14 protein-coding genes are annotated in these 12,533 nt (G+C 68.7%); 4 read left to right on the top strand and 10 right to left on the bottom strand.

What is annotated here, in order from left to right:
• The first annotated feature begins 2 nt into the window (after positions 1 to 2).
• Entirely contained in the window at positions 3 to 440 is a 438-nt protein-coding gene (locus tag ACEN8G_RS19615) for a hypothetical protein (RefSeq protein WP_413415140.1), read from the top strand.
• Between the two features lie 52 nt (positions 441 to 492).
• Here the strand turns inward: ACEN8G_RS19615 and ACEN8G_RS19610 are convergent, their stop codons facing one another.
• From ACEN8G_RS19610 to ACEN8G_RS19590, 5 genes are read right to left on the bottom strand one after another with little or no spacing between them, the layout of a single operon-like run.
• Positions 493 to 1,347, bottom strand: a complete 855-nt coding sequence (locus tag ACEN8G_RS19610; RefSeq protein WP_413415141.1) for a pirin family protein — start codon at positions 1,345 to 1,347, stop codon at positions 493 to 495.
• A 4-nt stretch (positions 1,348 to 1,351) separates the two neighbouring features.
• Entirely contained in the window at positions 1,352 to 1,939 is a 588-nt protein-coding gene (gene metW, locus ACEN8G_RS19605; protein ID WP_413415142.1) for a methionine biosynthesis protein MetW, read from the bottom strand.
• On the bottom strand, positions 1,936 to 2,373 hold the full coding sequence (locus tag ACEN8G_RS19600) for a GNAT family N-acetyltransferase (protein ID WP_413415143.1): 438 nt from the start codon (positions 2,371 to 2,373) through the stop codon (positions 1,936 to 1,938). The genes metW and ACEN8G_RS19600 overlap by 4 nt, the downstream gene beginning before the upstream one ends.
• Entirely contained in the window at positions 2,370 to 3,491 is a 1,122-nt protein-coding gene (metX, locus tag ACEN8G_RS19595; protein WP_413415144.1) for a homoserine O-acetyltransferase MetX, read from the bottom strand. The genes ACEN8G_RS19600 and metX overlap by 4 nt, the downstream gene beginning before the upstream one ends.
• A 32-nt stretch (positions 3,492 to 3,523) precedes the next feature.
• Positions 3,524 to 5,071 (bottom strand): FAD-dependent oxidoreductase, encoded by a 1,548-nt coding sequence (locus ACEN8G_RS19590; RefSeq protein ID WP_413415145.1) that lies wholly within the window; start codon positions 5,069 to 5,071, stop codon positions 3,524 to 3,526.
• Positions 5,072 to 5,156: 85 nt separating this feature from the next.
• Between ACEN8G_RS19590 and hisC the strand changes: the two genes are divergently transcribed.
• Positions 5,157 to 6,254: a histidinol-phosphate transaminase gene (gene hisC / locus ACEN8G_RS19585; protein ID WP_413415146.1), complete on the top strand. Its 1,098-nt coding sequence runs from the start codon at positions 5,157 to 5,159 to the stop codon at positions 6,252 to 6,254.
• The gene (locus ACEN8G_RS19580; RefSeq protein WP_413415147.1) at positions 6,254 to 7,162 is read left to right on the top strand and encodes a prephenate/arogenate dehydrogenase family protein; all 909 of its coding nucleotides are present in this window, start codon (positions 6,254 to 6,256) and stop codon (positions 7,160 to 7,162) included. The genes hisC and ACEN8G_RS19580 overlap by 1 nt, the downstream gene beginning before the upstream one ends.
• 228 nt (positions 7,163 to 7,390) lie before the next feature.
• Here the strand turns inward: ACEN8G_RS19580 and ACEN8G_RS19575 are convergent, their stop codons facing one another.
• Genes ACEN8G_RS19575 through ftsE form a run of 4 tightly spaced genes read right to left on the bottom strand, consistent with a single transcriptional unit; the run spans position 7,391 to position 10,186 of the window.
• Positions 7,391 to 8,074 (bottom strand): lysophospholipid acyltransferase family protein, encoded by a 684-nt coding sequence (locus ACEN8G_RS19575; protein WP_413415148.1) that lies wholly within the window; start codon positions 8,072 to 8,074, stop codon positions 7,391 to 7,393.
• Complete coding sequence (locus ACEN8G_RS19570; protein ID WP_413415149.1) at positions 8,074 to 8,604, bottom strand: YdcF family protein; 531 nt, start codon at positions 8,602 to 8,604, stop codon at positions 8,074 to 8,076. Before ACEN8G_RS19570 ends, ACEN8G_RS19575 begins: the two co-directional genes overlap by 1 nt.
• A complete protein-coding gene (locus tag ACEN8G_RS19565) occupies positions 8,601 to 9,485 on the bottom strand; it encodes a cell division protein FtsX (RefSeq protein ID WP_413415150.1) in 885 nt (294 codons plus the stop codon). Before ACEN8G_RS19565 ends, ACEN8G_RS19570 begins: the two co-directional genes overlap by 4 nt.
• Positions 9,482 to 10,186, bottom strand: a complete 705-nt coding sequence (gene ftsE, locus ACEN8G_RS19560; protein WP_307116743.1) for a cell division ATP-binding protein FtsE — start codon at positions 10,184 to 10,186, stop codon at positions 9,482 to 9,484. Before ftsE ends, ACEN8G_RS19565 begins: the two co-directional genes overlap by 4 nt.
• 160 nt (positions 10,187 to 10,346) lie before the next feature.
• Here ftsE and ACEN8G_RS19555 point away from each other — a divergent pair, with 160 nt between their 5' ends.
• Positions 10,347 to 11,099, top strand: a complete 753-nt coding sequence (locus ACEN8G_RS19555; RefSeq protein ID WP_413415151.1) for an MJ0042-type zinc finger domain-containing protein — start codon at positions 10,347 to 10,349, stop codon at positions 11,097 to 11,099.
• Here the strand turns inward: ACEN8G_RS19555 and ACEN8G_RS19550 are convergent.
• On the bottom strand, positions 11,080 to 12,432 hold the full coding sequence (locus ACEN8G_RS19550) for an MATE family efflux transporter (RefSeq protein ID WP_413415152.1): 1,353 nt from the start codon (positions 12,430 to 12,432) through the stop codon (positions 11,080 to 11,082). The genes ACEN8G_RS19555 and ACEN8G_RS19550 overlap by 20 nt on opposite strands.
• Positions 12,433 to 12,533 lie beyond the last annotated feature (101 nt).

Here is a 12,533-nt window from a genome sequence, read left to right as displayed (position 1 = left end):
ACATGATGCGCGTTGCGGTGATCGGATTGGCCTTGCTGGCCGGGGCCTGTGGCGGCCCCAGGACGACCGACGATCCCGCCGCGCAGAATGTGATCGACGCGACCTCTAAGGGGGTGCCGGCCAAGGTCGCGGCGGGCACCTGCAACGACAAGCCCGATTTCGTGCCGGTCTACAAGGAAGCCAAGATCATCAGCTGCACGAGCGGCGATGTGGCGGTGACCGGCAAGCGCAGCGGCACGGTGATCTACACCAACTTCGCCTCGCCCTCGACGATCCTCACCTGGTCCAAGCAGCAGGCGCTGGCGCAGGGCCTGTCGCTGCGGATCGAGGACGGCAAGTCGTTCACCGCCGGCGACGGCAACAAGCGCACGCTGCGGGTGATGGCCGAATCGGCCACGGCGGTCACCAACGTCACGGTGAACTGGGGCGTGGAGAAGTAATTACTCCCTCTCCCCTTCAGGGGAGAGGGCCGGGGAGAGGGGCAGTCCGAAGCTAGGCTTCCACAATCTCCGCCACGCCGAACTTGCCGGCCTGGTAATCGTGGAAAGCCTGGCGAATCTCCGCCTCGCTGTTCATCACGAACGGGCCGTGCGCGACGATCGGCTCGTTTATCGGCTCGGCATGGCCGAACAGGAACAGCGCCGGCTCGCGCGCCGTGATCGTCACTGCGTCGCCGGGGCTCAGTTCGGCGAGATGGAAATGCGCTACCGCAGTGCCTTCCACGTGGAACATTCCACGTGCGCAATAGAGGAACACGTCGCGCCCTTCGAGCCCGGTGAAGGTCACGCTGCCCCCGGCTTCGATCTCCACCCAGCTCAGGAACACGCCGGTCAGCGAATCGACCACGCCTCGTATGTCCTGGAACTCGCCCGAGACCAGATGGACGGTGGCGCCGTCGGCGACGATCGAAGGAATCGCTCCGGCCTGCGCACCGATGTAGCGCGGCGCCGCCATCTTCAGCCGGGCGGGCAGGTTCACCCAGAGCTGGAGGATCTCAAGTCTCCCGCCGTCGCGCTTGAAGTCGGCCGGCGAGACTTCGGCATGGACGATGCCGCTGCCCGCGGTCATCCACTGGATGCCGCCGGCGCGGATGATGCTGGAGTGGCCGGCGCTGTCGGTGTGCGCCAGCTCACCTTCGAGGATGAAGGTCACCGTCTCGAAGCCGCGATGCGGGTGCGGGCCGAAGGGCAGGCCGCGATTGTTCGGCGCGTAGGTCTGCGGCCCGTGATGGTTGAGGAACAGGAAGGCGCCGACATGGCCGATCGCCGGGCCCGGCACCGGGCGCCGCGTGACCAGGTCGCCGATATCGTCGCGGAACGCCGGATGCAGCCGCTTCACCGTCCGCATCGCCTCACCTCCGCAGCAGGAACACCGCATGCTCGGCGAACAGATTGGCCATCGCCGAGCCGCAACGCTGGTCGCCGGAGAGGAACCAGCAACCCTCGATCGTGATCCCGCGCTCGTGCACCAGCGCCCGGAAATCGTCGACGGTGACATGGTGGATGTTGGGGGTGGCATACCAGGCGATCGGGAGCAGTCGCGTCACCGGCATCCGCCCGCCGAAAAGGAGCGAAGCGCGCACCCGCCAGTGCGCGAAGTTGGGGAAGGAGACGAAGGCGTGCTTGCCGATGCGCAGCAGATTCTCGAGCACCACGTCCGGGTGGCGCGTGGTCTGCAGCGTCTGGCTCAGGATCGCATAGTCGAAGCTGTTGTCGGGATAGTCGGCCAGGTCGGTATCGGCATCGCCCTGCACCACCGAGAGCCCCCGCCCCACCGCCGCCGCCACGTCACCCGCATCGAGTTCGAGCCCGCGCGCATCGACCTGCCGCGTGTCGCGCAGCGCCGCCATCAGCGCACCGTCGCCGCAGCCGACATCGAGCACGCGGCTCCCCGCCGCCACGTTCGCCGCGATGATCGCAAGGTCGGGGCGCAGGCTCATCGCGTGTAGAGATCCACGTCATGCCGCTCCATGCAGCGCTCGGGATGCGGTATCTGGGTCCAGCCGAGCCTGGCGTAGAGCGGCTGCATGTCGCGGGTGAACAGCAGCCAGCGGCGCAGGCCGGTCAGCTCGGGATGCGCCTGCACCGCCTCGAGCATCTGCATCGCCACGCCCTTGCCGCGATGCGCCGGCAGCACGAACACGTCCGCCAGATAGGCGAAGGTCGCGAAGTCGGTGATCACTCGGGCAAAGCCGACCTGCTCGTCCTGTCCCGCTTCGTCCTTGGCGAAGACGGCGGCGCAGAAGCTGTGTCTGATCGATGTCTCGACGATGTGCCTGGGAATGCCTTTGGCCCAATAGGATCCGCTCAGGAACGCATGGATCAGGTCGAGGTCGAGCTCGGCCTTGTCGAACGAGATGCGATAGTCGCTCATGCTGCCCCCGCTTCCAGGAAGCCGCGCACCACCCGGTCGAGCTCGGGGCTTTCGAGCAGGAAGGCGTCATGGCCGAAGGGCGATTTCAGCTCGACGAAGCTTGCCCGCGCGCCCGCCGCGTTCAGCGCATGGACGACCGAGCGCGATTCGCTGGTCGGGTAGAGCCAGTCGGTGTCGAAGCTCACCACGCAGAAGCGCGTGTCGGCACCCTTGAAGGCACTGGCGAGCAGCCCGCCATGCTCCTCGGCCAAGTCGAAATAATCGAGCGCCCGGGTGATGTAGAGATAGGAATTGGCGTCGAACCGGTCGACGAACGCCAGCCCCTGGTGGCGCAGGTAACTCTCGACCTGGAAATCCGCATCGAAGCCGAAGGTCTTGGTCTCGCGGCTCTGCAGCTTGCGCCCGAACTTGGCGGTGAGACCGGCCTCGGAGAGATAGGTGATGTGCGCCGCCATCCGCGCCACGGCGAGGCCGGCGACGGGCGGATCATTGTCGTCATAATAATCGCCACCGCGCCACTTGGGATCGGCCATCACCGCCTGGCGGCCGACTTCGTGGAAAGCGATGTTCTGCGCCGAATGCCTGGCCGCGCTGGCAATGACCACGGCCGAGGCAACGCGCTCGGGGAAGGTCGCCGCCCAGCTCAGCGCCTGCATGCCGCCCATCGATCCGCCGACGACTGCGAAGAGCTTGTCCACGCCGAGATGGTCGAGCAGCATCGCCTGCGCCCGCACCATGTCGCGGATCGTGATCACCGGGAAGCTCATGCCCCAGGGCTTGTCGGTGGCGGGATTGATCGTCGCCGGGCCCGAAGAGCCGAGGCAGGAGCCGAGCACGTTCGAGCAGATCACGAGATAGCGGTCGGTATCGATCGGCTTGCCCGGCCCAACCATGCGCGTCCACCAGCCGGGCTTGCCGGTGCGCGGGTGCTCGGAGGCGACATGCTGGTCGCCGGTCAGCGCGTGGCAGACCAGGATCGCGTTGCTGCCATCGGGGGCCAGCGTGCCATAGGTCTCGTAGCCGATGTCGACCGGCGAGAGCAGCACGCCACCGTCGAGGCGCAGCGGCCCCGGCAGCGTCACCGAGCGGCCAGTGCCAAAACGCGGATCGACGGACATATCCGGCTCGTTACGGGCCTGCGCCCCGCGGTTCAAGCGGCCTTGGCGTCGATCCGCTTGCCGAGGATCGCCGCCGCCGCCATCCGCCCGGTCTGCGCCGCCCCGTTCATGTAGCCGGGAAAGGCATCGGAAAGATGCTCGCCGGCGAACAAGATCCGCCCGGCATGAGGCACCTGGTTGCCGCCTTCGTCCTCGACACAGAGCAGCTTGGAGAAACGGGTGAGCTGGCCCGGGGCATAGTTGCAATAGGCGCCGAGGGTGAGCGCCTGGGCGTGCCAGTTGGTGCGGGTGAAGGGACCGGTGGCAGCCTCGATCAGCCCGGGGATCGCCGGCGCGGCGCTGGCGGCGAAGCGCTTCGCCAGTTCCGAAGGCGATTCGCTCTCGGCAAGCAGCACTTCGTCACCACCCAGGAACCAGGTCCAGACCGGCGACACGCCATCCTTGCGGTGCACGCTGCCGTCCCAGCCGAGCGCCCAGCCGGCATCGGCGTCGGTCTGCCACAGCTCGCCGCCGACGCCCATCGGCCCGCGCCACGGCGTCGCATTGGTGCCCGACTGGACCTTCTCGTTCAGGCCCAGCTCCATCTCACCGATAAAGGCGCGCCACTGGGCGGGCAGCGGCACGCGGAAATCGATCTGGCGGGTGACGGGACCGGGCACCGCGACGATCAGCGTGTCGGCCGTCTCGGCCGAGCCATCGAGGAAATGCAGCTTCAGCCCCGATTCGACGCGGAGCAGGCGCTTCCCCGTGGCGATCCGGTCGGAATAACGGGCGCTCATCGCCTCGACCAAGGCCGAGCTGCCGCCCTCGATGACATAGCGCTCGTCGGCACCGCCCAGCACTTCGGCGCGCTGGCCGTCCACCGTCGGCAGGTTGAAGATCAGCTCGATCGCCGAGGCGCGCCGGGGCTCCACGCCATATTCGGTGCGGCTGGTCGCCTCGAGCAACTGGCGCAGCCACGGCTGGCGGATCAGTGCGGCGTGGCGGTCGAGATAGTCGTGGATCGACATCCGATCGAGATCGGGCGCGACTCGGGCCTGGTCCTTGTCGAGCCGGTCGGCATCCTTGCCGATCTGCGCGGCGATCGGGCGCAGCGCTTCGGCCAGCTCGGTATCGGTGATCAAGCGGCCGTTCGCCAGGATCAGCGTGTCGTGCGGCTCGGCCTTGCGGTCGATCAGCGGGATGTCGAAGCGCTTGAGCAGCGCCTGCATGTCATAATGGTCGGTGTTGACCAGCTGGCCGCCCACTTCGAACGTCCAGTCGCCCGACTTGTGCGTGTACATCCGCCCGCCGGTGCGGCCGCGGCCCTCATAGAGGAATGCATCGACGCCTGCCTCGCGCAGATGGTGGAGCGCGGTGAGACCGGCGATGCCGCCGCCGATGATCGCCACCCGCCCGGCGGGCCGCGCCGCTGCCGGGCGGGGCAGGGCGGTCGCGACGCCACCAATCGCCATCGCCTGCAGCACCGCGCGCCGCGTCGCGCCGCTGGCGCCCTTGACCGGCAGGGCCTCGCCCGCTGCTTCCAGATTGCGTCGCCGCGCCATTTCGAGTGCGCGCCAGACGATGCCATTCCCCCGCATTGCCCCTCCTCGGCTCCTGCTTAACCATGAAGCCCTAGCGCCTGACCCTTGCCATCCGGTAACCATTCCGCCAAGCCGCGCGACCATGACCGCACCTGTACCCAAGCCCTGGATCATGGAAATCGCCCCCTATGTGCCGGGGCGTTCCACCACCGATGACGGCCGCAAGGTGACCAAGCTCTCGTCCAACGAGAACCCGCTCGGCACTTCCCAAAAGGCGCGCGAAGCGTTCCTGACCGCGTCGACCAGCCTCGAGCGCTATCCGGACGCCAGCGCCGTCGAGCTGCGCGAGACGATCGCCGCCAAATATGGCCTCGATCCCGCCCGCATCATCTACGGCAACGGATCGGACGAGGTTCTCCACCTCGCCGCCGGTGCATTCGCCGGTCCGGGCGACGAGATCATCTACGTCCATTACGGCTTCACCGTGTACCCGATCGCCACCCGCCGCGTCGGCGCGATCCCGGTGGTGGCGCCCGACAAGGACTACGCGACCGACGTCGACGCGATCCTCGCCTCGGTGACCGACAAGACCAAGATCGTCTTCGTCGCCAACCCGAACAACCCGACCGGCACCTATGCGCCGCGCAGCGAGATCCTGCGCCTCCACGCTGGCCTTCGCAGCGACATCCTGCTCGTCCTCGACCATGCCTATGCCGAGTACATCGAAGGCGACGACGATGACGGCGGCATGGAGCTGGCCCGCACCGCGCCCAACGTGCTGGTGACGCGTACCTTCTCCAAGATGTACGGCCTCGCCGCCGAGCGGATCGGCTGGGGCTATGCCTCGGCGCCAATCATCGAGGCGATGCACCGCATCCGCCTGCCCTTCTCGATCACCATCGCGGGCACCGCGGCGGCGGTCGCGGCGCTGGGCGACACCGAGTTCGTCGACCACACCAAGGCGCACAATGCCGAGTGGCGCCGCTGGTTCGCGGACGAGATCGCCAAGCTGGGCAACAAGGGCCTGCGCGCCGTGCCGAGCCAGGCGAACTTCGTCCTCGTCCTGTTCGAGGGGCAGCTCACCGCCGAGGCGGCATACAAGGGGCTGATGGACGCCGGCTATATCGTCCGCTGGCTGCCCGGCCAGGGCCTGCCCCACGGCCTGCGCATCACCATCGGCACCGAGGAAGAGACGCGCGGCGTGATCGCATCGCTGCGGAGCCTGGCGGGCGAGGCCTGATGCTGCCGTTCGCGCGCGTCACGGTCATCGGCCTGGGCCTGATCGGCTCGTCGATCGCGCGCGCCGTCCGCCAGCACATGCCCAGCGTGCGGGTGACTGGCTATGATGCCGACCCGGCGGTGCGCGAGACTGCGGTGCGCATCGACCTGTGCGACGACATCGCCGATACCGCCGGCACCGCGGTGATCGATGCCGATCTGGTGATCCTCTGCGTCCCCGTCGGCGCGATGGGCGCGGCGGCGGCGGAGATCGCGGCGGACCTGCCGGCCGAGGCGATCGTCAGCGATGTCGGCTCGTGCAAGGAGAGCGTGGTCGAGGCCGTCCATGCCGCACTTCCCGATGCGGTGTTCGTCCCGGCGCATCCGGTTGCCGGCACCGAGAATAGCGGGCCCGAGGCCGGCTTCGCCTCGCTGTTTCATGGCCGCTGGTGCATCGTCACGCCGGTCGAGGGCACCGCGCCCTTCGCCGTCGAGCGCGTGCTGGAGTTCTGGCGCCGCCTGGGGGCTCAGGTCGAGACGATGGCGCCCGACCATCATGACCGCGTGCTGGCCGTCACCAGCCATCTGCCGCACCTCATCGCTTATACGATCGTCGGCACCGCATCGGACATGGAGGAAGTCACCCAGTCCGAAGTGATCAAATATTCGGCCGGCGGCTTCCGCGACTTCACCCGCATCGCGGCGTCGGACCCGACGATGTGGCGCGACGTGTTCCTGGCCAACAAGGAAGCGGTGCTCGACATGCTCCAGCGCTTCTCCGAGGATTTGACGGCGCTGCAGCGCGCGATCCGCTGGGGCAAGGGCGACGAACTGTTCGAGCTGTTCAGCCGCACCCGGGCGATCCGCCGCTCGATCATCGAGCAGGGTCAGGACGATGCCGCGCCGGACTTCGGGCGTTCGCACGAATAGGTCCTACAGGGGCGCACCGGGCGACTCGTGGAAGTTCACTAAGTTCACGACATCGGCGGGGTCGGCATCGCGCTATTTTCCCTGTTTTCCCGGAAACGCGCCGCATCGCGCAACTTCCTTGCGCGCGCGGAATCCTATTTTTCCAACAAGGCAAAGAGCGGCCGGAACGCCAGTTCCGACCGCCCGAGCCAATCACGCGAAATCCTACATTGCAAGCCGGGCCGCGCCTCAGCCGTTGAGCGCGTTGATTCCGGCATGGACCCGCGCCTCGGCCTCGGCGCGGGGCAGGCCCGGCGGGATCGGATCGAGGAAGCGGAAGGTGATCACGCCCGGCTTCTTGATCCCGTGCTTCGGCCAGACATGGCCGCTCCGCACCGCGATCGGCACCACCGGTAGATCGAGCATCCGGTAGAGCCCGGCAAAGCCCGAGCGCAGCGCCGGCGCCTCGCCGGGCTTCACGCGGGTGCCCTCGGGGAAGATCAGCACCGAGCGGCCCTGCGCCAGCGCGACTTTGGCATCCTTCATCATCGAGCGCAGCGCCGCGGCATTGGCGGTGCGGTTGACGATGATCACCCCGTAGCGCCGTGCCGCCCAGCCCCAGAGCGGGATCTGGGCGAGCTCGCGCTTCATCACCGTGGCGGGCGAACCGAGCAGCCGGCTGAGCTCCAGCGCCTCGAACAGCGATTCATGCTTGCCGGCGAAGAGCACCGGCCCCCTGGGGATCGCGCCCTCGATCTGCACGCGGATGCCGAGGATCCAGCGCGCCGACCAGGTCATCAGCCCCACCCAGGCCATCGCATAGCTGCGCAGCGAATCGCCGCCGAGCAAAGCGACCAGGGGGACGAGCAGCACCAGCACGACCGAGAGGCCGTAGAAGAAGATCGAGAAGACCAGCGTGCGCAGGAAGTTCATCAGCGGGCACCGAGCAGCAGTGCGATGCGGCGCACCAGATATTTGTGATACTCGCGAAACAGCATGGCGAAGCCCGGCTGGCTGCGCACCGGATCGCCGACCACTTCCACGCCCTTCAGCGCATGGGCGAGCTCGAGCCGGGCGCGCGGCATGTGCCAGTCCGAGGTGACGAGGCGCACGGTCTTGTAGCCATGCGCCTTCACCCATTCGGCGGTCTCTTCGGCATTGGAGCGGGTATCGACCGCCTGCCAGCCGAGATCGACGCAGCAGCGCATCAGCTTGCGATCGATCTTGTACTCCGCGGCGAACTCGCCGGGGCGGACATCGGGATCGACGCCGCTGACCAGCAAGCGCTCGGCATCGCCGGCGCGCAGCACTTCCAGGCCGCGGTCGATCCGCTTCGACCCGCCGGTCAGCACCACGATCGCATCGGTCTTGCGGCCTTCGAGCGGATGGCCGAGCGACAGCATGAACGCGGCGAAGCCGAGCGCCCAGGCGATCACCACCAGCGCAATCAGGCGCAGGATCACAGCGTGCGGCCCAGCGCGCGCAGCACGGTGCGCCGCGCCGCGAAGGTGGCGAGCAGCGCGAAGCCGAGCGGGAGCAGCAGGAGCAGGAACCAGTCGCGCTGCTGCAGCGCCACGCCGCTCAGCATCTCCGAGCCGACCAGCGCCATGCGCGACTGGAGGAACCAGACCAGCCCGAGCGCCGCCACGGTGCCGAGCAGGCCGCCGAGCAGCGTATCGAACGCGATCCGCCGCTGGAACAGGCGGGCGATCTGGACATCGGTGGAGCCGAGCATGTGGAGCACATCGATGGTGTCGCGGTGCGTGTCCAGCCCCGAACGCGCGGCGAGCAGCACCACCGCGGCGGTGGCGCTGGCGATCAGCAGCATCAGCCCGACGGCGAGCCAGCTCATCGTGGTCATGAACCCGCGCACCGGCGAGAGCCACTGGGCATGCCGGTCGATCCGGGCATTGGGCGCGAGCTGGCGGACGGCGCGCTCCACCGCCGCGGTGGTGTTGCCGCGCACCTCGACGTCGATCATCGCCGGCATCGGCAGGTCGGGATCGAGCCCGGTATCGCCGAGCCAGGGCTTGAGCAGCTCGGCGAGCCGCTGGCGATCGACCTCGGCGACGCGCTGCACGCCCGGCAGGCGGGTGACGGCCGCGCGGATCGCCGCTGCCTGGCCGTCGCGCAGCGCGGCATCGGGCTCGACGATCTGGATGGTCAGCCGCCCGGCGAGCTGGCGGTCGAGCTGGGCGGTGGCGGCGAACATGCCGAGCCCCAGCGCGCCGGCGAGCACGGTGAGGAAGACCATGATCGCCATGATCCAGGTCATCGCACGCGTCCGCCGGCTCTCGTCGAGCAGGCGGCGATCGGGGGCGTTGGGATTGAGGCTCAGCTTCACTGGGCGCCCCGCGGCGGGTTGCGCAGCGCGCCGGTGGGATCGTTGAGCCGGCCCTTCTCCAGCCGCATCATGTGCGCATTGGGGATGCGGTTGAGCAGGTGGAAGTCGTGCGTCGCCACCACCACGGTGGTGCCGAGCCGATTGAGGCTGTCGAACAGATGGAGCAGCCGCTCGGCCATGTCGGGATCGACGTTGCCCGTGGGCTCGTCGGCGACGAGCAGCTCGGGGCGGCCGATCACCGCGCGGGCGATGGCGATGCGCTGCTGCTCGCCGCCCGACAATGTCGGCGGCTTGGCACGGCCGCGATCGGTGAGGCCGACCCAGGCGAGCATCTCGCGCACCGGCGCCTCGATATCGCTCTCCGACACGCCGGCGACGCGCAGGGGCAGGGCGATATTGTCATAGGCGGAAAGGTGCGGGACCAGCCGGAAGTCCTGGAACACCACGCCGATGCGGCGGCGGAAACCGGGCAGGCGGGTGCGCGGCAGGGCGCCGGCATCCTCGCCGAAGATGCGGACGGTGCCGCGGGTCGCGCGCTGGGCGAGATAGAGCAATTTGAGCAGCGAGGTCTTGCCCGCGCCCGAGGGTCCGGTGAGGAAATAGAAGGCGCCGGTGTTCAGCGAGAAGCTGATGTCCGAGAGAGTCTCGTCGCCCGAACCATAGCGCAGGCCGACATTCTCGAATTGAACGATGCTGGCCATCAGGCTCCCGGCGCTTCCCTTGCACCTGCCATCGCACAGAGACCCGCCCTTCTCAAGAAGCTGGGGATACTCCGGCCGGGGACTCTTGTGGCCGCGAATCGATGGGTCTAGAATCGTGACAATCGGGCGACAGGCCCCCGTGTGTCGTGAGCCGAGCGCAATGATCCTCGAATGCAGCCAGTGCCGAACCCGCTATCTGGTGCCGGACAGCGCCATTGGCGCCGACGGCCGTACCGTGCGCTGCGCGAGCTGCAAGCATAGCTGGTTCCAGGCGCCGGTCGCGCTCGACCTGACCACGCGCGCCACGGCGGCGGACGGCCCGGTCACTCCGGCGCCCAAGCGCGAGGCCGAGGTGCCGAAGCGCGAGGCGCCCACGGCGCCGCGGGTGTTCGACGATGCCTCAATCACCGCCGCGGCCGGCGGCCCCTCGCCGGATTACGATCCCTTCGCCCCGCAGCCGCCGTTCAAGCCGCGCCGCAACCCGGCGCGCCGCTGGACCGCCGCCGCCTTCGTCGCGGGCTTCTCGATGCTGCTCGGCACCGGCGCGATCCTCTATTCGGGCGCGCCCGGGCTCGCCGCGCAGCTGGGCTGGGGCCTCGGCATCGGCGGCGAAGTCGAGACGCCTTTGGTGTTCACCGACAAGAATGTCGAGCTGCGCACGCAGACCAATGGCAGCGAGCTGTTCATCATCTCGGGCAAGGTGGCCAACCCCACCGCCGACAAGCAGCGCGTGCCCGACATCCGGATCGAGCTCAAGGACAAGGAAGACCGGCTGGTCTATAGCTGGCGGGTCACCCCCTCGGTGCGCGAGATCGGGCCCAAGCAGACGATCGACTTCAATTCGGCACAGGTCGATCCGCCGCGCAGTGCGGCGACGGCGCGGCTGGCCTTCGCTACCGAAATCGGCGGCTGACCCGCCACAGCCGCGCGCCGTGGAGCGCCGCGGCGACCACCATGCCGATCCCCGAGGCGAGGACGAGCCCGGTCGCCTCCCAGCCCCATAGCCGCACGAACACCAGCCCCGCGCCGCCGGTGACGAGGAAGAAGGCGATCACCGAGTTGATCCCCGCCGCGACCTGGTCGCCCAAGGAACGCAGCGCGTAGACGAACACCACCTGCACCCCGTCGAACAGGATGAACGGCGCCCAGATCGGCAGCATCAGGAGCGCGATCCGGTGCACCTCGGGCACCGCCGGGAACAGCGCGACGAAGGGCGCCGGCACCAGGATCAGCAGGAGCGCGAGCAGGCCGGTGGCAAGTGCTGCGAGCGAAGCGGCGATGGCGGTGCGCCGGGCGGCGGCCTGGGGCACGCCTTCGCCCACCGCATTGCCGACGCGCACCCCCGCCGCCGATCCGAGGCCGAGCGCCACCGAAAAGGTGACGTTGTGGATCGAGAAGACGAGCTGGAAGGCATGGGCGGTGACGTCGCCCAGCTCGGTCGACAGCGCGATCAGGATCGAGAAGCCGACCAGCTCGAGCCCCGAGGCGATGGCCGGGATCAGGCCGAACAAAGCGAGCCCCAGCGCGCCCTTCAGCGAATCGCGGCTGAAGATGTCGGAAAGGTCGTGCACGCCGCGCGCCTTTGCCCGGGGCAGCGTCCAGGCGGCGGCGATCATGCCGGCCGCGCCCAGCGCCGAGGCGATGGTGGTGGCCAGCGCCGCGCCGGTCGCGCCCATTGCCGGCAAGCCGAAATGTCCGGCCGACAGTGCCCAGGCGAGCAGGGCGTTGACCGGCAGGATCGCCAGGTTGACCACGGTCACCCGCTGCGGCCGGCTCACCCCTTCGAGGAAGAAGCTCGCGGTGACGATCAGCAATTGGAAGGGATAGGCGAGCGCCATCACCCGCACGACCTCGGCGGCGTGCGGGGCGATCTCGCCGGCCACGCCGATCGCCAGCAGCATCGGCATGGCGAAGGCGAAGAGCAGCAGCGCGCTGAGCATGCCGAGCGCGGCGGCGAGCAGCAGCCCCTGGTGGAAGGCGCGACCGGTGCCCGGCAGGTCTTTCGCCCCGTCGGCGCGCGATACATGGACGAGCACGCCCGACAGCGCGCCCAGCCCCATCACGATGCCGGGAAAGGTCAGCGCGCGGCTGGCGCCGAGGGCCGCCACCTGCTCGGTGCCGGTGAAGCCGACCACCACCACGTCGGTGACGTGGAGGATCGTCCAGTTGAGGCTGGTCAGCGCCACCGGCCAGGCCAGCGACAGGATTCGGCGCATCTCGGCGGAAAGATCGGGGGCGATGCGCATGGGACGGCGCGCTTAGCGGATTTCGCTTCGTTTGGAAAAGCGCGGCGGAACCGCTTGCAATGTCCGAAACGCGTTGCTAGGGGCCGCTGCCTTACCAGCCG

It is taken from the genome of Sphingomonas sp. Sphisp66, assembly GCF_047324325.1.
Lineage (GTDB): Bacteria > Pseudomonadota > Alphaproteobacteria > Sphingomonadales > Sphingomonadaceae > Sphingomonas.
Note: the sequence above shows the minus strand (reverse complement) of the source record. Positions and strands in the feature narration are given on the sequence as shown.